The organism is Neobacillus niacini (assembly GCF_019749295.1).
GTDB lineage: Bacteria > Bacillota > Bacilli > Bacillales > Cytobacillaceae > Neobacillus > Neobacillus niacini_D.
Window position 1 is genome coordinate 288239 of sequence record NZ_JACWFG010000003.1, and the last position, 21109, is coordinate 309347.

28 protein-coding genes are annotated in these 21109 nt (G+C 36.0%); 4 read left to right on the plus strand and 24 right to left on the minus strand.

Annotated elements, in window-relative coordinates:
* Positions 1 to 20: 20 nt before the first annotated feature.
* The 8 genes from H0184_RS07250 to comGA all read right to left on the minus strand — a co-directional run bounded on the left by H0184_RS07250 (position 21) and on the right by comGA (position 4277).
* Positions 21 to 206: a YqzE family protein gene (locus tag H0184_RS07250; RefSeq protein ID WP_221822987.1), complete on the minus strand. Its 186-nt coding sequence runs from the start codon at positions 204 to 206 to the stop codon at positions 21 to 23.
* 72 nt (positions 207 to 278) lie between these two features.
* Complete coding sequence (gene comGG / locus H0184_RS07255; RefSeq protein WP_221822989.1) at positions 279 to 662, minus strand: competence type IV pilus minor pilin ComGG; 384 nt, start codon at positions 660 to 662, stop codon at positions 279 to 281.
* Positions 659 to 1099 (minus strand): competence type IV pilus minor pilin ComGF, encoded by a 441-nt coding sequence (gene comGF / locus H0184_RS07260; RefSeq protein ID WP_313771730.1) that lies wholly within the window; start codon positions 1097 to 1099, stop codon positions 659 to 661. Before comGF ends, comGG begins: the two co-directional genes overlap by 4 nt.
* Positions 1083 to 1421, minus strand: a complete 339-nt coding sequence (gene comGE, locus H0184_RS07265) for a competence type IV pilus minor pilin ComGE (protein WP_221822993.1) — start codon at positions 1419 to 1421, stop codon at positions 1083 to 1085. The genes comGF and comGE overlap by 17 nt, the downstream gene beginning before the upstream one ends.
* Entirely contained in the window at positions 1405 to 1839 is a 435-nt protein-coding gene (gene comGD / locus H0184_RS07270; RefSeq protein WP_221822995.1) for a competence type IV pilus minor pilin ComGD, read from the minus strand. The genes comGE and comGD overlap by 17 nt, the downstream gene beginning before the upstream one ends.
* On the minus strand, positions 1839 to 2153 hold the full coding sequence (comGC, locus tag H0184_RS07275) for a competence type IV pilus major pilin ComGC (protein WP_221823115.1): 315 nt from the start codon (positions 2151 to 2153) through the stop codon (positions 1839 to 1841). Before comGC ends, comGD begins: the two co-directional genes overlap by 1 nt.
* Positions 2154 to 2173: 20 nt before the next feature.
* Positions 2174 to 3205 (minus strand): competence type IV pilus assembly protein ComGB, encoded by a 1032-nt coding sequence (comGB, locus tag H0184_RS07280; RefSeq protein ID WP_221822997.1) that lies wholly within the window; start codon positions 3203 to 3205, stop codon positions 2174 to 2176.
* Entirely contained in the window at positions 3192 to 4277 is a 1086-nt protein-coding gene (comGA, locus tag H0184_RS07285; protein ID WP_221822999.1) for a competence type IV pilus ATPase ComGA, read from the minus strand. Before comGA ends, comGB begins: the two co-directional genes overlap by 14 nt.
* Positions 4278 to 4566: 289 nt before the next feature.
* On the opposite strand from comGA, the gene H0184_RS07290 reads away from it, so the two are divergent.
* Together H0184_RS07290 and H0184_RS07295 are read left to right on the plus strand one after the other, a co-directional pair.
* On the plus strand, positions 4567 to 5262 hold the full coding sequence (locus H0184_RS07290) for a helix-turn-helix transcriptional regulator (protein WP_221823001.1): 696 nt from the start codon (positions 4567 to 4569) through the stop codon (positions 5260 to 5262).
* 80 nt (positions 5263 to 5342) lie between these two features.
* The gene (locus tag H0184_RS07295; RefSeq protein ID WP_221823002.1) at positions 5343 to 5585 is read left to right on the plus strand and encodes a DUF2626 domain-containing protein; all 243 of its coding nucleotides are present in this window, start codon (positions 5343 to 5345) and stop codon (positions 5583 to 5585) included.
* Between the two features lie 51 nt (positions 5586 to 5636).
* On the opposite strand, the gene H0184_RS07300 is transcribed toward H0184_RS07295, so the two are convergent.
* Positions 5637 to 6719: a class I SAM-dependent methyltransferase gene (locus H0184_RS07300; RefSeq protein ID WP_396953579.1), complete on the minus strand. Its 1083-nt coding sequence runs from the start codon at positions 6717 to 6719 to the stop codon at positions 5637 to 5639.
* A gap of 186 nt (positions 6720 to 6905) precedes the next feature.
* On the minus strand, positions 6906 to 7541 hold the full coding sequence (locus H0184_RS07305; RefSeq protein WP_221823005.1) for an MBL fold metallo-hydrolase: 636 nt from the start codon (positions 7539 to 7541) through the stop codon (positions 6906 to 6908).
* Positions 7542 to 7734: 193 nt separating this feature from the next.
* On the opposite strand from H0184_RS07305, the gene H0184_RS07310 reads away from it, so the two are divergent.
* On the plus strand, positions 7735 to 7911 hold the full coding sequence (locus H0184_RS07310; protein ID WP_221823006.1) for a DUF2759 domain-containing protein: 177 nt from the start codon (positions 7735 to 7737) through the stop codon (positions 7909 to 7911).
* Between the two features lie 37 nt (positions 7912 to 7948).
* Here H0184_RS07310 and H0184_RS07315 read toward each other — a convergent pair whose 3' ends face one another.
* The 4 genes from H0184_RS07315 to H0184_RS07330 all read right to left on the minus strand — a co-directional run bounded on the left by H0184_RS07315 (position 7949) and on the right by H0184_RS07330 (position 11763).
* Positions 7949 to 9091 carry a YqgU-like beta propeller domain-containing protein gene (locus tag H0184_RS07315; RefSeq protein WP_221823007.1) on the minus strand — a complete coding sequence of 381 codons (1143 nt, stop codon included), beginning with the start codon at positions 9089 to 9091 and terminating at the stop codon, positions 7949 to 7951.
* Positions 9092 to 9281: 190 nt separating this feature from the next.
* On the minus strand, positions 9282 to 10469 hold the full coding sequence (locus H0184_RS07320; RefSeq protein ID WP_221823008.1) for a M14 family metallopeptidase: 1188 nt from the start codon (positions 10467 to 10469) through the stop codon (positions 9282 to 9284).
* A gap of 101 nt (positions 10470 to 10570) precedes the next feature.
* Positions 10571 to 11545, minus strand: coding sequence for an ROK family glucokinase (locus H0184_RS07325; RefSeq protein ID WP_221823009.1), 975 nt, complete (start codon positions 11543 to 11545; stop codon positions 10571 to 10573).
* 5 nt (positions 11546 to 11550) lie between these two features.
* Positions 11551 to 11763 carry a YqgQ family protein gene (locus H0184_RS07330; RefSeq protein ID WP_221823010.1) on the minus strand — a complete coding sequence of 71 codons (213 nt, stop codon included), beginning with the start codon at positions 11761 to 11763 and terminating at the stop codon, positions 11551 to 11553.
* Between the two features lie 192 nt (positions 11764 to 11955).
* On the opposite strand from H0184_RS07330, the gene H0184_RS07335 reads away from it, so the two are divergent.
* The gene (locus H0184_RS07335; RefSeq protein WP_221823012.1) at positions 11956 to 12792 is read left to right on the plus strand and encodes a hypothetical protein; all 837 of its coding nucleotides are present in this window, start codon (positions 11956 to 11958) and stop codon (positions 12790 to 12792) included.
* Here H0184_RS07335 and H0184_RS07340 read toward each other — a convergent pair.
* From H0184_RS07340 to pstB, 10 genes are all read right to left on the minus strand, one after another.
* Positions 12755 to 14326, minus strand: coding sequence for a rhomboid family intramembrane serine protease (locus H0184_RS07340; RefSeq protein ID WP_396953580.1), 1572 nt, complete (start codon positions 14324 to 14326; stop codon positions 12755 to 12757). The genes H0184_RS07335 and H0184_RS07340 overlap by 38 nt on opposite strands.
* 145 nt (positions 14327 to 14471) lie before the next feature.
* Positions 14472 to 14678 carry a hypothetical protein gene (locus H0184_RS07345; RefSeq protein ID WP_221823016.1) on the minus strand — a complete coding sequence of 69 codons (207 nt, stop codon included), beginning with the start codon at positions 14676 to 14678 and terminating at the stop codon, positions 14472 to 14474.
* 57 nt (positions 14679 to 14735) lie between these two features.
* Positions 14736 to 15686, minus strand: a complete 951-nt coding sequence (locus H0184_RS07350; RefSeq protein WP_221823118.1) for an L-lactate dehydrogenase — start codon at positions 15684 to 15686, stop codon at positions 14736 to 14738.
* An 81-nt stretch (positions 15687 to 15767) separates the two neighbouring features.
* On the minus strand, positions 15768 to 16547 hold the full coding sequence (locus tag H0184_RS07355) for a DUF92 domain-containing protein (protein ID WP_221823018.1): 780 nt from the start codon (positions 16545 to 16547) through the stop codon (positions 15768 to 15770).
* Positions 16544 to 17110, minus strand: a complete 567-nt coding sequence (locus H0184_RS07360; RefSeq protein WP_221823020.1) for a 5-formyltetrahydrofolate cyclo-ligase — start codon at positions 17108 to 17110, stop codon at positions 16544 to 16546. The genes H0184_RS07355 and H0184_RS07360 overlap by 4 nt, the downstream gene beginning before the upstream one ends.
* A gap of 58 nt (positions 17111 to 17168) precedes the next feature.
* Positions 17169 to 17318 (minus strand): 50S ribosomal protein L33, encoded by a 150-nt coding sequence (gene rpmG, locus H0184_RS07365; protein WP_015594975.1) that lies wholly within the window; start codon positions 17316 to 17318, stop codon positions 17169 to 17171.
* Between the two features lie 142 nt (positions 17319 to 17460).
* Positions 17461 to 18699 (minus strand): glycosyltransferase family 4 protein, encoded by a 1239-nt coding sequence (locus H0184_RS07370; protein WP_221823022.1) that lies wholly within the window; start codon positions 18697 to 18699, stop codon positions 17461 to 17463.
* Positions 18692 to 19360, minus strand: coding sequence for a DUF4912 domain-containing protein (locus H0184_RS07375; protein WP_221823023.1), 669 nt, complete (start codon positions 19358 to 19360; stop codon positions 18692 to 18694). Before H0184_RS07375 ends, H0184_RS07370 begins: the two co-directional genes overlap by 8 nt.
* A gap of 262 nt (positions 19361 to 19622) precedes the next feature.
* Complete coding sequence (gene phoU / locus H0184_RS07380; RefSeq protein WP_221823025.1) at positions 19623 to 20282, minus strand: phosphate signaling complex protein PhoU; 660 nt, start codon at positions 20280 to 20282, stop codon at positions 19623 to 19625.
* A gap of 11 nt (positions 20283 to 20293) precedes the next feature.
* The gene (gene pstB / locus H0184_RS07385; protein WP_221823027.1) at positions 20294 to 21094 is read right to left on the minus strand and encodes a phosphate ABC transporter ATP-binding protein PstB; all 801 of its coding nucleotides are present in this window, start codon (positions 21092 to 21094) and stop codon (positions 20294 to 20296) included.
* Between the last annotated feature and the right edge of the window lie 15 nt (positions 21095 to 21109).

The following is a 21109-nucleotide window of genomic DNA, read 5'->3' on the forward strand; positions in this document are numbered from 1 at the left end:
GCAGAACGAGATCTGCTTCTTTACCTATTTCTTCGCTTTTTCACTTCAATATAAAATATATAGGGAAGTATCCCGAACCAACGGTACCAGAAAGATGCCTTAGCCTGCTTTCTCTCTTCTCGGAGCCTTTTTCGTTCATCCTTTGGCTGGTCTGCATATTTAACAAGGGTTTGAGTCATATATTTTACATAATCATTAGTTTTCATGGACACACCTGCCTTTATTTCTTCCCTAAAAGTATGTCCAAGTTTTTCTATTTAAAAACTACAACATCATTATTAATTAATTTCTGTCCATTTGGTCATCTTTTTGGAAGAAGTATTAAAAAATCCCCGTCCGACAACTGTTTCACCACTGTGTAATCTTAGAGTGAAGTTTACTTTCTGTATCTCTCCAATAGGTGTTTCAGCTTGATAAGCCATAATCCCTTTTATAAAAGAAAATGAACCTCTTATAGGTATACCTCCACCTGTTTGCATTATTTTTTCGATTTTTCTAACAGAAGAATGAAAATAATATTCCTCCTGAAGAATGATTTCTGTTTGATTGGACAACTTCCTTTCAGTTAACAATTGTTCTACCCGCAAGGAAAAAATTGCTAGAAACAAAATAAGTACAACTAAAATTAATGGATAAGTAAATCCTTGTTCATTTTTCCTCATATGACTGGAACCCATTCTATATAGGAATACACCCTAACACTGTATTCTCGACCCCAAATATCAATTACGCTAATTTTCACTGAATTATTTACCCTAGTAAAAGTTACGGAAGCCACATTTTGTAATAACGTTTCATGTCCGGAAGAATTCACTTGCCTTCTAATATTACTTCCATATTTCTCATAATAAATGGTATCACTATTTAGGGTTAATACTAGTCTCCCTGAAACCACCTGGGCTTTAGAGACAATACGGATTTCCTTTTTTACCTGACTGCAAAAAACATCCCATTCCATTTCTTGAAGTCTTTTATTGGAATCTTTATGATCTAATACAATTTGAAATACCGGGAGCATGAAAAATATAATCGTCGTAAAAATCGAAAAGGCAAATAAAACCTCAAGAAGGGTAAAAGCTTTCTCATTCGGGAACTGCACAGATTTCAATCCTTTGAAGAAATGTATTTTCATCTACTTTTACACACACTTCCTTCTGTTCATAAAGTGTTGATTGTTTCCAGTAAACTTTGTATTCCATTCTATTATGAAAAACGGAGTAACTTGAGGTTGACCAATCTTCCGATAAGTTTGCTTGTAGTTCCTCATATAAAAACTGTTTAACCTTTTTATTTCTTGCAAGCTGCTGCGATTGATTTGTTAAATCTAGTAACAAGGGGATAAAAAATATACAGATCATAAAAAGAGCAGATAACGATAGAAGGAGTTCTAGTAAAAAGAATCCATCATTCTTCCACAACATAAAACCGTCCCTTTCCAATCAAAAAAGTTAAACGATAAAGCTTTTGCTCCGTCCGAATAAATAATGAGCCAAATCTGTCTAAATTCCCATTCGGGCTAAACTTAAAATACAGTTGGATTGTCCCTTGACTTACTCTAATCTTTGGTGAATGAGTTCTCTCCACAATTTGATTACTTCCAGCAATTAGGACATACTTATGTTCATTTTCATAAAAGATAACTTTTACGTCCATCTGATTTGCAATGGCATATTGTTGACCGTAATATAAATCGGCTTTTAACTGGATAATAAACGCTTTGTCGTTTACTGAATGGAATTGTGGCTTTATGCTAAAGGCAGTAATTGAGGAGATGATTAGGAAGATAGAGAGAACAATCAAGGATTCAATTAATGTAAATCCTTTCTGATTGAGGAGCATTATGTTGTGGTTTTTGCTACTGCAGTTACTTTTCCTTCTGAATCAATTAATATACTTTTTGTTCCATTTGGACAACCGGTATCTTCTATTAGGTAATTTTCTGAAATAAGGTCAGCCATTGTAGGCACTTTATTCTTGTCAATCATATATGACTGTACCTGCGCTTGGACCATTTTAACAAATGCTTCACAGCCTTTATTGTTTATATTTGTATTATGCCTGGCCACATTTGGAATTGTAACAATTAATAATACAGAAATAACTAGCATAACAATCATCATTTCAACGAGGGTAAAACCTTTTTCATTTTTCATCATTATATTTTCCTCCAGTTTTATATTCCATCCATTAGCTGAAACATTGGTAATAGAATAGCTAAGTACATTGATACTACAAGAAATCCTATAAAAAGATAGAGTACAGGCTGAATCATTTTTAGGTTTTTTTCAATACTTTCTTCCATATTCAACACACAATGCTGGCTGAAGAACAGCAATTCCTGTTCTAATTTCCCATTTTCTTGGCCATGTTTTACAATCATCGAGAATTCTTTTTCAAAAAACGGAAAAGCTGCTAGGATTGACTCCAATTTTTCACCAGTTAACAGCTTTTGCTTAATTGCCCTTCCCAACTTGCTATAAAATGTCTGTCTATGGTTATTTTCGAATAGCTGCAGGGCTTCTAATACGGATATTCCCCCCGATAAAAGAAAGCTAAGTTGGACAGAAAAATAATGGGTAAACAACAATTTGAGGATTCGGCCTGCAATCGGTATTCTTACGAGTAATGAACGCTGTTGTAAGACGGGTATCTTTCTAAATACAAAAAGATAATAAACGATTCCTATTGCCAAGAACAACAGAAAGATAACTATTAATATTGGAAAATAGGTGCTAAAAGAATATAGGACCTTCATAAAGAAATTTGCTTCTAGATTCATAGATTCGAAGAGACTTGTAAATTTGGGCAATAATGATTTTTGAACAAACACAAACAAAAACCCAGTAATAAAGATAAGTAAAGCTGGATACTGCAGCAGTTTCAAAAGTTTTTTTCGATCATTCTCCTTTACTAATGCTAAAGAACTGCCTTCCTGGAGAGCGTCTGCAAAGCTTCCATGCTGTTCGGCAAAATAGACATAACCAATTAAATCATTATGAAAGCCTAGAATATTTAAAACATCATGGAACGAACTGCCATTTTTCAAATCAACTAAACATTGATACATTTCATCCTTACGGTTTTTAGGTAAATGTAAGGATAAGGATTCGATTGCTTCTGCGATTGGATAGCCTCGTGCAAGTAATTCACCCATTCGATTTAAAAAAGTTGCCTGCTCATTGACAGACCAATTATGGCGCTTCATTACTATAAACCAGCCGATCATATTCAGACTCTTTTATATAGCCAAGAGCAATCCCTTTTTTTATTACTTCCTTGACTGTTGTGTAACGCGAAATAATATTCTCTCCTTTTGCTTCCTTCATCGCAGCATTAAGGTTTCTTCCCGATAGAAGCTCAAAAACACTCGCTCTTTTCCATCTTCCATACGAGTAACAATAGGGCGAACATTCCCCTTCGCAATACGGACATGTCAGTTCTACTAATCGTTGAGCAGTAACCGCAATAAGGGTTTGTTCTACCTCTAACCAATTGACACCAAACTCATGGAGACGATATACCGCTCCTTTTGCATCCCTTGTATGCATAGTACTGAGAACTAAATGTCCTGTTAAGGCAGCACGTACTGCTATTTTTGCAGTTTCCGCGTCACGAATTTCTCCGACCATTATTATGTCGGGATCATGACGCAAAATCGCCTTTAGACCGGCTGCATATGTTACACCCGCTTTTTCATTCACTTGTATTTGTAAAACGGAATCGTAGTTTTTTTCGATGGGATCTTCAAGAGTAATAACGTTTCGATGAAAAAGATGGGCAGTTTCATTTAAAAGGGAGTAAAGAGTTGTGGTTTTGCCTGAACCTGTTGGTCCCGTGAAGATGATTAATCCATGTGCGTGTTTTAGGAGTGCCAATAGTTTTCTGGTCATGCCAGGGAATAAAGAGAGTTGATGAAAGGGAATCTGTTCTTGTTGGGGCAGAAGCCTAATTACCAGACTTTCTCGATTGTTAGATGGAAGGGTTGAAAGTCTAAGGCCCATTAATTTTCCATCCACTTCACAAAAAATAGCACCGCTTTGAGGGCGTCTTCGTTCTCCGATATCCATATTTGCAGTAAATTTAAAATGTGAAATTAACCTGTCGCATTCATCTTTTGGAAGTGATAACCGGGGAATGAGTTTGTTCGTTAAGCGGATTTGAATCAGTGTGTCTTTTTTTCTGGGTACAATGTGAATATCTGTTGCTTGGTTCCTGGCTGCATCTGTGATAATCCTATTTGCTAGTATTTCGATTGCACTTACAATGAGTAACACCACCTTTTATTTTGTCTTTGTAATTATTCGACACTTTTCAAGCATTTCCTTCAAGTTTCTTCTTTTTTTTAAAAATTTTTTTAATGTTCCACTTCATAAACTTCTTAAAAATAATTATTGACAGACATCCTGTGTATAATTCGTCTAACTTTTGTACAACTAAAGCTACCCATACAATTTATAATTGTGAACAAATTCTAAACATATAGTGTTAACATTGTTAACCTCATTCCCATGTTTAATTAGCTGTATTATAATTGGGGTAAATTATGGGGGTCCGAGGTGAACAGAGATGGAACAAACATTAAAGATAACAAATGTTTTATCAGATCCAACTAGGTATTATATTTATCAATACATTACGAAACGTCACCAAGAAGTTACAGTACAAGAGGTGGCCGAGAACTTTAATATTCATCCCAATGTTGCAAGATTACACTTATCAAAGCTCGAAGATGTTAACATGTTGATTTCTGAAACAAAGAAGACTGGTAAAGGCGGAAGACCTAGCAGATTATATCGTTTATCAGACGACGTTATTCAGCTGCACTTCCCGTTCCGGGATTACATGCTTCTATCCAAAGTAGCGATTTCTACCATGCTCACATTAGGTGAGGCAGGTAAACAAGCACTATATTTAACGGGTAAGCGTTTTGGTACTGAAGTAATTGAGCAGGAAATGGCAAAAAGATCCTTTGGAGATGAAATTGATTTTGATCAGAAGTTAACAATTTTAAAAAGTGCTGCCACATTAGCAGGATTCTATCCAGAATTCGAAGTAAATGGAGATCACACGAAAATTTACTTCCAAATTTACAATTGTCCATTCAAAGAAGTCGCAGAGGAACATGAAAGTGTTTGCGCAATGCATCATGAGTTTTTAAAAGGAATGTTTGAAGCATTGTTTAACTCAGTAGAGTTAGTTGAAAAAGAAAACATCATATCTGGATGTGAAACTTGCTCTTACCAGGCACTAGTTACAAACTAATTTTAAAGCTTATTTACTTTTGAACTCCTTTTCTTTATAATATTGCATGATGGTACCGTAGGGGAAAAGGAGGGATACATATGGATCGCATGTTCAGAGTCTTGGGTTTCTGGACGGGTATTTTTGCCGTAATGTTCTATCTAGGTGATATGGATAAAACCGCAATGCTTTTCTTGGCCCAAACTGGATTCTTTGTTTTGTTAAGCTATCTTAAACTTTCCGAACGTATGTATATGTATGTTTTCGGAGCATATTTAACCGTATTCTTCGCAGGCTTCACTTATTGGACAACATTTATGATGCCGCTAGGTGGAGGACATTAAGAAGATATTAACACATAAAAAACACCGGAGCATCTCTCCGGTGTTTTTTATTTAAGGAAAAAGATTACCGATCATACCTTTTTGTTGTAGAACCAGGTGAAAAAACGAACTCATTCCAGACGGCATGATTAAACTACGAATGGCACGATTTCGTTTACTAACCTCTGAAAATGGATTTGGATCATAATGGTTTTCTAATTCCTTTAATATACCTGCTTTAAGTAAAAACTCATCCTGTCTTAGCTTTGTATGGAATAACAGTTCAGCTTGTTCACCCTTTTGAATGAGCCAATCAAAATGAATGTGAGTTGTTATATCCATATCTCCTGGATGCTCCAATACATCATGAATCATTTGGTGCTGATAATATCCTCTTAAGCTTCCCTTTTTCCTTGAAGGGTGCTTCCACTCTTCATTGGTATAACCATAATCTGCTGTTACAACAATCCCTTTTTTTAAAACCCGGGATATATCCCGTACCATCCCTTCCATTAATAAAGGTACTTCTATACGCTGCTTTTCCTTTAATTCGAACCTGCTTTCCTCTAAAAAGGAAAAAATAAAGGGGTTTGTTAAAGGAACCTTTACTTCATATAAACTCTCGTTATTGATTCCAACCATTACCTCGAACAATTGACCATCGTCCTTTTCAATGACATGCACAGGCAAGGCATCAAACAACTCATTTGAAAAGACCATTCCTTCAAAAGGATCTAACTGATTAAGACTGTGCACCTGTTTAACCCTAAATTTGGGCTTTAGTATTTCATTCTGTAAATGGAGATGATAGGGACTGCTTTCTACTATTATGTATGTTAACGAAGTTTTCGTTGATTCTTCCCATTCTTGTAAAAAGGCATGTGCAAACCTTCCATTGCCAGCACCAATCTCGCAAAAAATGGGTTTTAAGTTATTTTCCCTGCATACACGTGTGAACCACTTTGCCATCATTCTCCCATAAATATCGGATATATTACTTGTAGTAATAAAATCCCCTTGGCTGCCAATTTTTTGTTTATTTTTCATATAGTATCCTAATTCTGGATGATAGAGGACGGCATCAATGTATTCTGCATAGGAAATTAAGTTTGTTTCTGAGTTTGAAATTAACCTCTTTAAATAGGTAATCATCATTATTCCCTCTTTCAATTTACATCATTGACACAGTAAATACTTTGTTATATTGTAATTTTAGCAGCTTAACTATATCCCTCCCATTTTTTATAGGACATCCCCCAAGAAAACCCTTCTCTAACGAGAAGGGTTTTTCTATGGATAAAATCGTCTAGCGCAAGTGCCCAGGGGCTTTTGCTTTGGGATTTAGAACCCATTTAAAAACGGATTGCCATCCATCTCTTCTCCAATGGTGGTTATCGGTCCATGACCTGATAATACGACGGTTTCTTCGGGTAAAAATAATAACTTGTCATGGATGCTTTTCATTAGCTGCTTATGGTTACCTCCCGGAAGGTCCGTTCGGCCTATACTGCTCTTAAATAAGGCATCACCTGAAACCACAAATCCCTCTGACTCAAAGTAATACGATACACTCCCAGGAGAATGACCTGGTGTCTCAAGAATGGAGAACATAAAATTATTAATTGTTATCGTCTCCTCCTTTTTTAGGATATAATCTGCTTTTTTCATTTGTATTAACTCTTGCATCTTAAAGAACTTGGAGCCATTCAATGCCGGATTTACTAACCAATCTTCTTCCTCTTCATGAATATATACAGGAATATCGTAAAAATCTCTAACCTCATCGACTGCTCCGATATGGTCGAAATGTGCATGTGTTAAAAAAATTGCAATTGGCTTGAGTTCTCTTTTTGACAGCCACTTTATTAGTCTTTTTCCTTCACTGCCTGGATCAAAGATCAAACAGGATTTATCAGGACTTTCAACAATGTAACAATTCGTTTGCAAAACACCTAGGGGAATTTGGGACCATTTCATCTGACTACCTCCAACTATTTTTACATTACTATCATTTTACACTATGTAAGGTACATTGCTAACTTTTTAGCCCTCGACAAATGATTAAAAAGAATATAAAATAAGTATCGAATGTATATAATATTCTTACATAACTATTTAGAAATTTGTTGGGCTTAGTCCAAGTATTATCTAATAAAGGGGGGCTTTATTAATGGGATTAGTTATTATTTTTGCTTTAGTATCTTTACTTGCTGCGTATGGTTCATTCACTGCACTAAAAAATAAAAATTTCTTAGGAGCATTCTGGGCGGTTGCAACATTGGCTGTTTTTGGCTGGTTTACAGTTATGACCCTTATTGAAAGTGGTTTCCCTACTGGAACACACTAAACCTAAAAAATTGAAAGACTGCCACATGGCAGTCTTTTTATTTTTCTACTAAATCAAATATTTCTTTTGTTTTTAAATTGATGATTCTCTCATAACGATTTCCAACTAATGCTGCTTCGCCATCAGGAGATAAGAGAATAGGTTCGTTTTTCAAATCCTGTAGAATTAAACTACTAGTTCCCTTATTAATATCATAGCTTATCAACTCAAAACCATCAGTGTAAGCATCTGCTTCTCCACTTTTTAGCGGTTTTAGGGTAACGAATTTCCCAGCTTTTTCATTAAAATCATAAAAGGGTACTAACCAGCCTGAAAACATTGTCAGATGTGGAATCGAGAAAGAACTAATCTGCATTTTGTCCTTGTTATAAAAGGTATAAGCTGCCTGTAATTGCTCCTCGTCCCTGACAGCAATTGTCATTAAAGTGTTATGATAAGCTGCAAATTGCAGTACTTCTGAAAATATCACTTTTGCTTCTTCAGTTCCTACTTTCTTAGACATTAACGGCCCAAAGAGAGAGGGACTAGCTTCATCCCAGTTTATATAAGCAACTTCATCTATCCCTATCCACTTTATAAAGGGTTGAGGAATGGTTAATTCAGTTGTTGTACTATGTTCTATATCAAGTAACAGCATATTATATGTCCAATCTTCATTAAAAGAAGATATTAGAATTTCAGATTCATTATATGGGTTCCACTCAAATGCTAATTCATAGGAGGTGAACGATTGCTTCATTAATTCAGTGCCTTCTGGAGATAGTACGATAACTTGTCCTTCATAGGTGGAAGGGGAAGTTTGTATTAGAATAAACTCCTTCGAAGGGCTGGCCTGCAGTGTAACGATTGGCACATCACTCTTATATAGTAATTTACTAGTTCCTTCTTGAAGATTATAAAGATACACATATGATGATTGTTCAAGGTTTGTAATATAAAGTAATTGATGGTCAGAGAGCCAGCTCCCTATTTTATAAAATTCACCTTCAGGAATTTCAATTGGGAGTTTCCACTTTTGCAGCGGTTCTGAAGGCGGTTTAATATTCTTGTCAATATCTTCAGGGTGTCTAGGCTTGGCCTCTTGCTGCTGTGTGCAAGCGCTAAAAAAGGAGACAATAAGGAGCAAAAAAGTGACTTGTATAATATATCTTATGATTATTTTTCTATTGTTAAGCCGCATTTCTCTCCTCCCTCCTTATTACACTCAATAATTAGTACGTTTTCTTTACAGAAATGTTTCAAAAATAACAGAATTATTTAAAAATAAGAAAAAAGTCGCATACGTACGACTTTTTCTTATTTACAAATACCAACACAATAGTTTATTTTAATGTCATTGCCATCAATTTACAAGCTGTGAAAATAACTATTTACAAATAAAGTGAGGCTATAAAAATGCCCTCAACTTTTTGATAGATAGCGTTAAATTGTGATAAGGGCAAAGGATTAATCCCTCTTCCAAGTTCCAATGTAAAACCAGGCTTTTTGAACTCCTGAATATACCAATCCTTGAATCCCGCATGACTATCGACATTCCGTATTGCCTTATATCCACTTACTCGTTCGAATTCCTTCGCCAGCACTTCTGATTCAGGGGGTTCGCAGCCTTCATAACCCCAGTAGAATTCTTCACCTTGGGTATGAAAGGCAAGTATTCGATCGAATTGATTATTCCTCATTAAATCAGCCATAGCAATTGCTTCAGGTTCTGACAAAGAAGACTCACCAGGATAATCTCTTGGGGCGGGAGACTTAGGTTCCTTCCTCTTCTGCTCAATCTCCCAATTCGCAGGAAATTGATTGTTTAAATCTACCCCTCTAATATTCGCCTTCCAATGTACAAATTCGCTGCTGCCTTCATTTATATTCATAACTTCATCCTGACGGCTCGTTGGGGGTCCATTTAAAACTAGGTCAACTCCGTCTGGATTCACCATTGGAACAATTGATAATTCAGTCTCATTATATAAATTTATTGTATCTATTCCTCTAATTGGTAATCGATTAGCTATTGAAATGAGGTAATGATTAACTAGGTTCATTAATAACATTGTTGTAATCCATTCGTTAGCATGAAAAGAGGCATTCATATGGACCTTTTTCAATCCCTTTCCAATTCTAATTTCTTGAATTGGTTTACCCAAAACGCTGGTACCTATGGTATTAACACTAATAAATGGATATAACTTTTTAAGAGCCTTGATTTGTTTGACTAATATGTCTGAGCCAAATGGCAATTTGCTAGTAACACTTTGTTTTGTCATACGTTCTGGCAGATAGAGGATTTCACCTGGAATTAATGTGTTGGGGTCTTTCAATTGATTTAAGATCATCAGTGCATCAATGGATAAATTTCTTACATTTCCAATTTTCCATAATGTATCGCTTTCTTTTATGGTATACGGAACGGAAACGTAGCCAGGGATTTTTATTTTTGTTCCAGGTTTTAAACTGGATGGATTTATGATCTCATTTGAATCAATAATGAGTTCAAGCGGAACCATAAATAAACGGCCATAATACGAAAATGAATCACCTTCTCGGACTCGAACCTCCATACTTTTTCCCTCCTTCCATCATAAAAATCATATGATGGCAAAGGTAATAAAATGAGCAAAAGAAAAACCCGCAGCTTGTGCAGGTATCATGAAATATTTTCTTATACGGTTAGTTTATTTTTAATCAGCCATGCCGCACCAATTACTCCAGCATCGTTCCCAAGTGTTGCCAGCGCAAGATTTGTAGAATCTCTGGCCGCTGAAAAAGCAAACTTAGAGAAATTCATTTTTACCGGGTCCAATAAAATATCACCCGCTCTAGAAACACCACCGCCAAGAACAATTTTGTCCGGGTTCAATGTATTCGCTATGTTCGCCAGAACAAACCCTAGATGGAAAGCGACCTCATCCACTATTTTTTTAGCAAGTTCATCCCCATTTCGAGCACTATCAAATACATCTTTTGCTGAGACTTTTCCATTTTCGGCATAAATTAGTGCCAGCGTCCCATTAGCATCAGCTTTTGATAGCTCTGCCTTTGCTAATCGTACAATTCCAGTTGCAGAAGCAATGGTTTCTATGCATCCTGTCTTTCCACAGTTACAAGGCGCCCCGCCAAACGGTATAGACGTTATATGCCCGATTTCACCGGCTGCACCATTAATGCCCCTAACAATATTACCGTTAGCAATTACGCCGCCGCCTACACCCGTTCCGAGTGTCACACATACTAAGTCGTCTGCACCCTTACCAGCACCATTCCACATTTCACCCAATGCCGCACAATTCGCATCATTTTCAATCGCAACTGGCAGAGCTGTTAGTGAATGCAAACTTTCTTGTAAAGGAAAGTTATCCTTCCACCCTAGATTAACAACATTCAGAACAATACCTGTCTCATAATCTATCGGTCCAGGTGCTCCCATACCAATTCCTATTAATTTTGACTTTTGTTCTTTAAGGTCTATTAATTTTTGTTCTATTGCGCTTGCAATATTCCTAGTAATATTTTGACCTTCATTTGAGTTATCAGTGGGAATTTCCCACTTATGAAGAATTTCTCCGTTCAGGTTAATAAACGCTAACTTTGTAGTTGTCCCGCCAAGGTCAACACCAACTATCCATTGTTCCGACACTATTATCACCTATCTTTTTCTTCTTTTTCTTTTAGAAATCTTATTTCATGTCTTAAAATTAACAGAGCAGTTGAGTATTCTCTCGGCTCAATTAACTGAGCTTGATACAAATCTTTTAATTCTGACTCCATTAATTCTAGGTCGGCGATTCGATCGCCAATATAAATAATCGTCCCATATTGCTTTAAAAATTGTTGAATATCATAAATTGACTTCATTTAATTAGCCCTCTTACATAAAGGATGAGAAACATTACAAGTAAAGTATACCTTAACCCCCTACCACCCTCAAGTTGTTCTTTTTCGCTAATGAAAATACAAGATTCTGGCATGTCCAGTTAATTGTCCCCATATAACATTAATAGATATATCAAATTTTAACTGAGGCACCAAAATAGAAGGTGGGGTCCTATGAATAAAATATATTTTGTTCTTTTCACATTAATTCTCGTTGTTCTAGCTTTTTCAATACAACAACATAAAAATCCGAAAGTACAGGAAAGTATTACGTACTTCCCGATTGACCCAAAGGTAACCTTTAAAACAGCTGAAACCAATCTTACCGTAATGAGTAAACCAGCAAATACACTCCTTTGGAAGGAAAAATCCATCTTGGATCGGGAAGCCTATTTAAGACAGGATGCTGCTCTGTTATTTGCAAATGGACGTCTTATCGATCAACTTTGGAATTGGAAGCAAAATACCTCAGTGATTGAGCAGGAAAAAAGAATCACGATTGACGAGAGTGTTTTTTTACAAGCTATTACCTTCCACCATGCAGAGCTTCATGAGAATGACAATCAAATTTTCAGTTCACAAGCAATGTCATCCCATCAAATTTTCTTCATAACAACTCAAAATGATCAAGAAAAATTAAAGAAACAATTAGACCAGCAGACAGAAAGAATGCTGCAACTTAGCTGGAACAAAGGATTGCGCCATTTTTCTATTAACTTGAGAAACTACCAGGAGGCGTTTCCCCTCAGCCAATTTAATGAACTGGCAAAGGATACCTTACCCGGTTTTACAAAATCAGAGACTGCTGCGATTGTAGGAAACCTTTGGGAGGGATTATATAAAAATTATATCCTCGGAATAAAAAAAGCAGAAGGTGCCATTGAAAATCCCAAAGGCAGCACCCTTCCACTTATATTAATTGCAAATGATAAAACTCATTTATTAGTATTAACTGAAACTAGGTCAGGGGAGCCTATTCTTCTTCGACAGCTGATGGAAGTAAACGATTAAGTTCCTGAACTAAATCAGAATATTCCTGTTGACTTGGTTTTAATTCTGCTGCTTTTAATGCATTTCTTTTTGATTGTGATAGGTTATTCTCCTCTAAATAGAGTAACGCTAAATTATAGTACGCTTCTGGTAAATTGGGATCCAATTCTATCACTTTAAGAAGATGAGATTTTGCTTCAACGAGTTTATTCAATTTTATTTCCACAAAGGATAATGCAAAATACACTTCTGCAGATGGTTCTTTAACGGTTTGTACGTATTTCGCTAATACATCATTTGCTTTATCGTAGTTCTCCTGTTTAATGTATTCTTGAGCCAGCATCATAGTTGAGCTTTCATTGCCGCCTGTTTCGGAACGCTGGAAACCATAGAATAAGGAGCCATATATGATAGATGCTGAAAACAATAAGAAAAGCATCTGTAAGAATGGCTTTTTCTTTTTAGGGAAATGAACCACTCCTGCAGCAAGGAAACCGCCTGCTAGTCCGCCTAAATGACCAGCATTATCTACAATGGACACAGTAAAACCAAATATTAAGTTAAAGATTAATACTGGAATAACGCTAGGTCCAATTGTTCGAAAAAAAAGCTTTGGATAAATTAGAGCAAAATAAAGTAATGCACCGAAACATCCAAAGATCGCCCCGCTTGCGCCAGCTGAAATATTAGGACTATAAATAAAACTGGCAATAACCCCTGATATTCCGGCAAGTAGATAAATAAATAAAAAGCGTATATTACCAAAGATTCTTTCAACAGCGGGGCCTAAAAAATACAAAGCCAAGGTATTCATTGCTAAATGTAAAAATCCAATATGAAGGAAAATAGGTGTTATGAATCTCCACCATTCTCCTTCATAAATATAAGGATTAAATTTTGCACCATATTTAATTAGTGTTGAGGTATTTGTGCTTCCGCCTTGAAGCTCTAGCAATAAAAAAACAGCGGCCTGAATGATCATAAATAAGTATGTAAAAAGTGGTCTTCCCTTTGAAAACATTTCCTTTTCTTTTTTAGACATTTGTATGGCAGAATCTAAAGCTAGTTTCTTTTGCGAATCAACGTCTTCCTGTGAATACTCATCTTGAAGTGGAAATGAGACTTCTCTTTCTAGTCTTTCTGATAATACTTTTAATCCTAATTCGTATTGATTGCTTGTTAGCAATACAGTGCTTACACTCGTTTTATTTCCTTCAGGAAAAATATATGGACTTTGCAGCCGATATTCATACTCATCAACAGGAGGGAATTGACTAATATAGATATTTACAACCAAAAGTTCCCCGCGTCCGATCTGTTTCCGGATTTTTTCTCCATTTGAGGCTGTAAATTCAATATCTCTCTGCATGGAATTACTCCAGTCTAAATCTTGTCGTAACAGCCTAACAATAGGGGTTCTTTTATTTTCGAGTTTTTCAAGCCATAATTCTTTTTGATTTTCAAATAATTGTATAATTCGGTATCCTTGATCCGAAATTAAGAAATGAGCCAATCTCCAAAAGACGTAATCCTCTCTATAATTCAATACTCCCACTACTTTCTATTAGGACATCATAGTTCTATTATTTTTTATCCATCTTACACTTGTTTATTATATTATAAACGAAATTCAAACCTAACAATGACTAAATTAGATGCTAACATGGGCATTTTATCAACAAAAAAACCATCTGTGGTTTTCACCAATCAGATGGTCTTTCAGCAGGTCCGCCAAATACAGTCTGCATCATTTTATTTTTCACACCTGGAAAGCTCATGAACGAGCCTACAGCTATTCTACGCATCCAGCCTGACCTGAGTAACAGGTTAATAATCCGGTATCTAAAGCGGAATGCAAAATAGCCAATTGACCCAATCATAAATATGGATGTCAACATACGAGACATTATCATCCCCTCCTACCCATATTGTGTGAATAGGAGGATGTTTTTATCCACTCTTTATCAGTATTTACTTAAGACAGGATCCATTGTTTCTTTTAGAACATTTACTGAGTTTGTAAACTTTTCTTTTTCTTTTTTATTCAAGTCTAGTTCAACAACTTCCCTAATTCCACTGCGATTTACTACTGCAGGTACGCCGATATAGACGTCTTTATGACCATATTCACCATCTAAATAAGCTGAGACAGTTAAAACTGAATTTTCATTACGCAATATCGCTTTTGTTAGACGAACCAGTCCCATGGCTATTCCATAATAGGTGGCACCTTTTCGCTCAATAATATGATAAGCAGCATCCCTGACATTAATAAATATATTATCTAGGTCCTCTTGGTTTGTTTCATGTTTACTAGTCCATTCGGAGATTTTCATTCCAGCAATGTCTGCATGGCTCCATACTGGAAGTTCCGTGTCTCCATGCTCACCAATGATGTATGCATGAACGTTACGTGTATCAACATCATAATACTGTCCCAATAAAAAGCGGAACCTTGCAGTATCTAAAATAGTTCCAGAACCAATTACACGTTCCTTTGGAAGACCAGAAAATTTCCAGACAGCATATGTTAATATATCAACTGGGTTCGTTGCAACTAAGAAAATACCATCGAAACCACTAGCCATTATTTGTTCAACTATACCTTTGAAGATGTTGGTGTTCTTCTCAACAAGATCCAAGCGTGTTTCACCAGGTTTTTGGTTAGCACCAGCTGTAATCACAACTAAATCAGCTTGATCGCAATCAGCATAGGTTCCATACCAAATTTTAGTGCGTGAAGGAGCAAAAGGCAGACCATGATTTAAATCCATCGCATCTCCTTCAGCTTTTGCTTCGTTTAAATCGACTAATACTAATTCCTCTGTGATTCCTTGGTTTAATAACGCAAAGGCATAGCTTGAACCTACAAACCCTGTTCCAACTAGAACAACTCTATTTACTTTTACCATTATATTACCTCCTTGAGAAAAGTGAGTTTCTATTAAAAATAGCTAGCTCAGCATAAATGTAATCGTAACTTCTTACCTAGTATATTACAAATAAACAACTAACATTGCTAACACTGCAGCAATGAATCCTGACAAAAAATTCACCATATCATTATCCACTAAATGATACCCTTTTATTCTTTTTGCAGCGGTTTGACAATGGACCTTTTTTTCGGTTTCTATACCACATATTCTGCAGCGATACACTTGCTGATAATAGGCACCTAATAAAGTATCAATGATATTTCCTAAAAAACCAAAAATAAAAATAATAAGGAAGAGAGTTATCTCCAGATGAAAAAGCAAGGTGCCTGCTAATGCAATTAACATTGACCCTAGTAATGCAGCGATAGTGCCCAGCCAACTGACAGCACCTGATGTTCCTTTTTCTATGGGTTTAAACGTTCGTATGTATAAAGGTCTTTTTTTACTTAATGAACCAATCTCTGAAGCCCATGTATCTGAATTTGAACTGGCAAGACAAACCGTAAAACCAACCAGCCAAGTAACGTCCTGGTGAAAATAATAAATAAGGCTTAGAATCGTTGCTGAACCTCCATTGGCTATAACTTGGCGCCAATCTCTAGTTGATCCCTTGGCCAATTTTTCTTCCATTTCTATTTTTGCAGTACTCTTAAATTTTGACCAAGAGCTGGAGGTTACAAAGAACAAGCCTAAAAGGATTAGCCCTTTTACACCGAAGCCGAAGTAGACAGCAATTCCAACTACAACAGCAGCAATAGCACCATTTCTACTTAATGAATGTTGTAAATAACCTGCTATTCCGCCAATTATAATCAAAATAAGAATTAGAATTTGAATCATTTTATTTTTATTACCTCTTCATTAGTAATAAGTTTCGAGACAGCTATATCATGTTCTTCGACAGGAAAATGTGGAATAACTTGGAAGTGAAAAGCAAGTGAAATCGTTTTACCCTTATATTGTGGTAAATAACGATCATAGTATCCACCACCAAAACCCAGCCGAAAACCATCTCTTGTATAAGCTAAACCCGGTACGATCAAAAGATCAATATCCTCGTGTCCAACTTCTATCGTTTGGTCAATGATGGGTTCAAATAATCCATAAAATACAGATTCGAGCTGCGAAAACTGTGTTATTTTATGGAAGGTTAACATCTTTTCCTTTGGATGACATTTTGGAACGACAACCTCTTTTCCAGATTCCCACGCTTTTCGAATGATTTGATAGGTATCAACCTCTGGCTCCTTTGAAATAGTAACCCCAATCACGTCCGCTTGTATCCAGTCATCTTGATCATATAGATTCCTGGCAATTATATAGGAATAATCTTCATAGTAAGGTTTAGAAAGTCCTGAAAGTCTCTCTTTCATTTCTTTTCGTATAAGAGTTTTTTCATTCATCTATATCGTATTCTCCTTATTTTTATCCAAAGAAAAAAGCAGCAGGAAGCCCTACTGCTTATTTTGTTTCACGATGTGCTGTTGTACGCTTTTCTCTTGGGCAATATTTCTTAAGCTCAAGACGATCAGGGTTGTTACGTTTATTTTTTGTTGAAATATAGTTACGATCTCCACACTCAGTGCAAGCTAACGTAATATTTACACGCATGTTAATTTCCCTCCAAACGATTAAGCTAGTTCGTTCATACGACTTTTCTATAATATCATTTTTCAAAAGGAAATGCTAGTATGTTTTTAAAGAAAAGCAAAAGCGCCTTGAAGAGGCGCCAGCGCCAGACAATAAAAGTATATTATCTAGAGTTTTCATTAACATTTGCACGTTTATTTATCATCGTTTCTTCGATAACTTTCACTGTTTGAGAAGCAACTCGTTTCCAACCATAGAGGCTCCTAACGATTTGCCTGCCTTTTTCGCCAATTTCCTTCGCCTTATGTGGATATTGTGTTAAAAAATCAATATTTGATAGAAGACTATCAGCATCACCGGGATCCATCAGCATACCAGTTTGCTTATGCATGATAATTCCTTTTAATCCCCCTGTTTCCGAAACAATTGTTGGTTTAGAAAGGATCATTGCTTCTAGTGCGACGATTCCAAAAGGTTCATATAAACTTGGAAAAACAGCGATTTCACTGTTAACTAATAGTGCATTTCTTTGCTCATCCGAAACATACCCAATAAAGGTAATATAATGGTCTAAATTTCTTTCACTGACCATCTTACGGTATCTCTCAAGCATTGGTCCTTTACCAGCAATAACAAAATAAATATCTTTTTTGCTTTCCTTTGCCAGTTGTGCACCCTCAATGATTGTTTCAAATCCCTTTTCTTTCACCATTCTGCCTATAGAAAAAACATACTTTCTGTCCTTAATGAATGGATAGATTTCGGCTGATTGAACCATAACTTCACCTTGTTCAATACCGTTAGGAACAATAGCCATTTTTTTCTCAGAGAGCTGGAAGTTTGATAGTAATTCTTCTCGCATATACTGACTGCAAACAATTATTTGATCTGACTCGCTAATTAACTGCCTTTCCTTTTCATGAATAAATTGCTGCATATCATTATAAATCCCATTATTCCTACCGTGTTCTGTAGCATGGATGGTCGTCAATAATGGCGCAGAAAGCTCTTCTTTTAGTGTAATTGCTGAAGTTCCTACCAGCCAATCATGAGCATGGACAATGTCAAACTTTATCTCAGCTGCTATTTGTACCCCTTTATAACTCATCGTTAAATTAAGGCCGGCAATCCAAGAAAGAAAATCATCATCCTGGTTGTTTATTGGAATGACACGATGGACATGAACTCCATTTATGTTTTCAAAAGCAGGGAGTCCTCCATTTCCAGCCGTAACCACATGTACGTCATGACCTAATTGAACTAAGTGCTCGGAAAGACCACAGACATGCCTCGAGAGCCCTCCAACAACATTCGGAGGGTATTCCCATGTTAAAATAAGAATTTTTAATTGCCCTTCACTGGTATGCTTTTTATTCCTATCACTCATTGGGTTATCAGTCATTTTTTGTTTCTCCATAATAGCTGTAGGTACTTACATGGTCAATCCACTTAGGTGAAAATTCATCAATATGTTGAGCGGTCACTAAATTTTTATATATTTCACTGCCATTTAGATTACCAATGGCCGGAGTTTGAACAGAATTGGAACGAAGGACTGGGAAAAATTCTTTATCATTTAATTTAACACCTAATTCAGCAACATAGCTGCGATTCGCTGTCAATCCTTTAATAAACCAATATCCCTTATTATAAGGAACAGTAATATCATAGTAGTGATGAGCATTATTCCCCGTAAAAATAATATCCGTAACATCATAAAGTCTGACGATATGAACCATTTCCTCCAATGTTTTATTATAAAATAAGCCCAAGACTTTGTTAGGAATGCTAGACACTTCCCAAAAAACAATTACTTTTCTTGGTGTTACAAGTTTAACCTGAAGCTCCCCTTTTACAGGTGTACAATCGTTCGTTGATTGATCTATATTATTTTCTTCCTTATGCTCCTTCTTTTCAACTGAAGGAACTTCCCTGCTATTTTCCTGGGACTTAATATATTTATTCCATCTATATTGCACTCTGCCAATAGTTGTATTCAATTGAGAGGCGATTTTTCGGAACGATAAACCATCCTCTCTAAGTTTAATAATTTCTTCTATCATTGTTCTCCTCCATTTCCGCAAGCAATACTATATGCAAAAGTAATCGAAATATTCTCTCATAGACAATATTAATGGTAACATCAGCAGTCAAAGTGTACAATAAACGCATTTTGTCGGATTTTGCTTATCCTTTGATAGTACAGAATGCTAGATAATCGAAAAAATTTATAAACATTGAAACCTACTAAAAATCGACAATTTTCTCCAGATAAAAAAGATGAGACAAAGTTTTTTTGTCTCATCATGTTGGTTTATTTCATTCTTACTCATTTAAATCAAATTGTTTTCCCGTTACCAAGTAAATGACATTCTCAGCTATATTCGTTGAATGGTCAGCAATCCTCTCGATAAACCGGCATACAAAAGCAAGTTGTATAATCTGGTTTGTTGCATTTGGATTTTCAGGAACCTTGCTAATCAGTTCATGTACTAATTTACCAAACATATCATCCACAACATCATCTTTTTCAGCACATTTTTGTGCTAACATGATATCCTCATTTATATATGCTTTAATGGACAGGGTTACCATTTCAAGGGCATACTCCATCATTCTCGGAATATCTAAAATTTCTTTAAAGTGCTTTTCTTTACCAATATGCAGGGTTGCTTTTGCTATATTGACTGCCATATCAGCCATTCGTTCCACTTCAGATGAAACCTTAAGAGCAACATTGATTGTTCTCAAGTCCTTGGCAACTGGTGATTCCCTTGCAATCAATAATAAAGCATTATCATGGATTTCATGTTCCAATGCGTTAATGGCATTATCACCATCGATAACCTGTTTTGCTTTTTCTAAATCCTGATTAATTAGGGCACTGAGTGAGTCTCTAACTGCTGTCTCAGCTAATTTTTCCATTTCTAATAATTTCTCTCTTAAACTCATTAATTTACTATCAAACTTTGACCTTGTACTCATCTCTTCACCTCTTATCCAAATCTTCCTGTAATATAGTCCTCTGTTCTCTTATCTTTAGGAGTGGAGAAAATTTTGTTGGTTTCTGAAAATTCTATCACTTCTCCATTTAAAAAGAAAGCTGTTTTCTTAGATATACGTGCTGCCTGCTGCATGTTATGGGTTACGATAATGATACTAAAATCCTTCTTCAGTTCTTGGACTAGTTCTTCAACTTTTAATGTTGAAATAGGATCTAATGCAGATGTTGGTTCATCCATTAAGATTACATCTGGTTCAATCGCCAAACAGCGGGCGATACAAAGGCGCTGCTGCTGTCCCCCAGAAAGCCCATATGCATTTTGGTGAAGACGATCCTTGACTTCATCCCAAATGGCTGCCCCTCTTAAGCTCTTCTCAACAATCTGATCCAGGATTTTTTTATCACGAATCCCGTGGATTTTGGGACCGTAAGCTACATTCTCATAAATTGATTTTGGAAATGGATTCGGTTTTTGAAACACCATCCCAACCTTTGTTCTTAATTCTTCAACTTGGTAGGATTTATCAAGTATATTTCTTTCTCGGTAGAGAATTTCTCCAGAAGTTCTAACTCCAGGAACTAATTCAATCATTCGATTTAGTGTTTTAATATACGTGGATTTACCACATCCCGATGGACCGATAATGGCAGTAACTTCATTTTCCATAATATCGAGATTAATATTTTTCAGTGCATGGTTTTCTCCATACCATAAATCCAGATTACTAGTCTTATAGACAAATTGTTTGTGTTCTGGTTGTATTACTTTTGCAGTTGCCGTTGTTGTTTCCATACAATCATTCCTCCT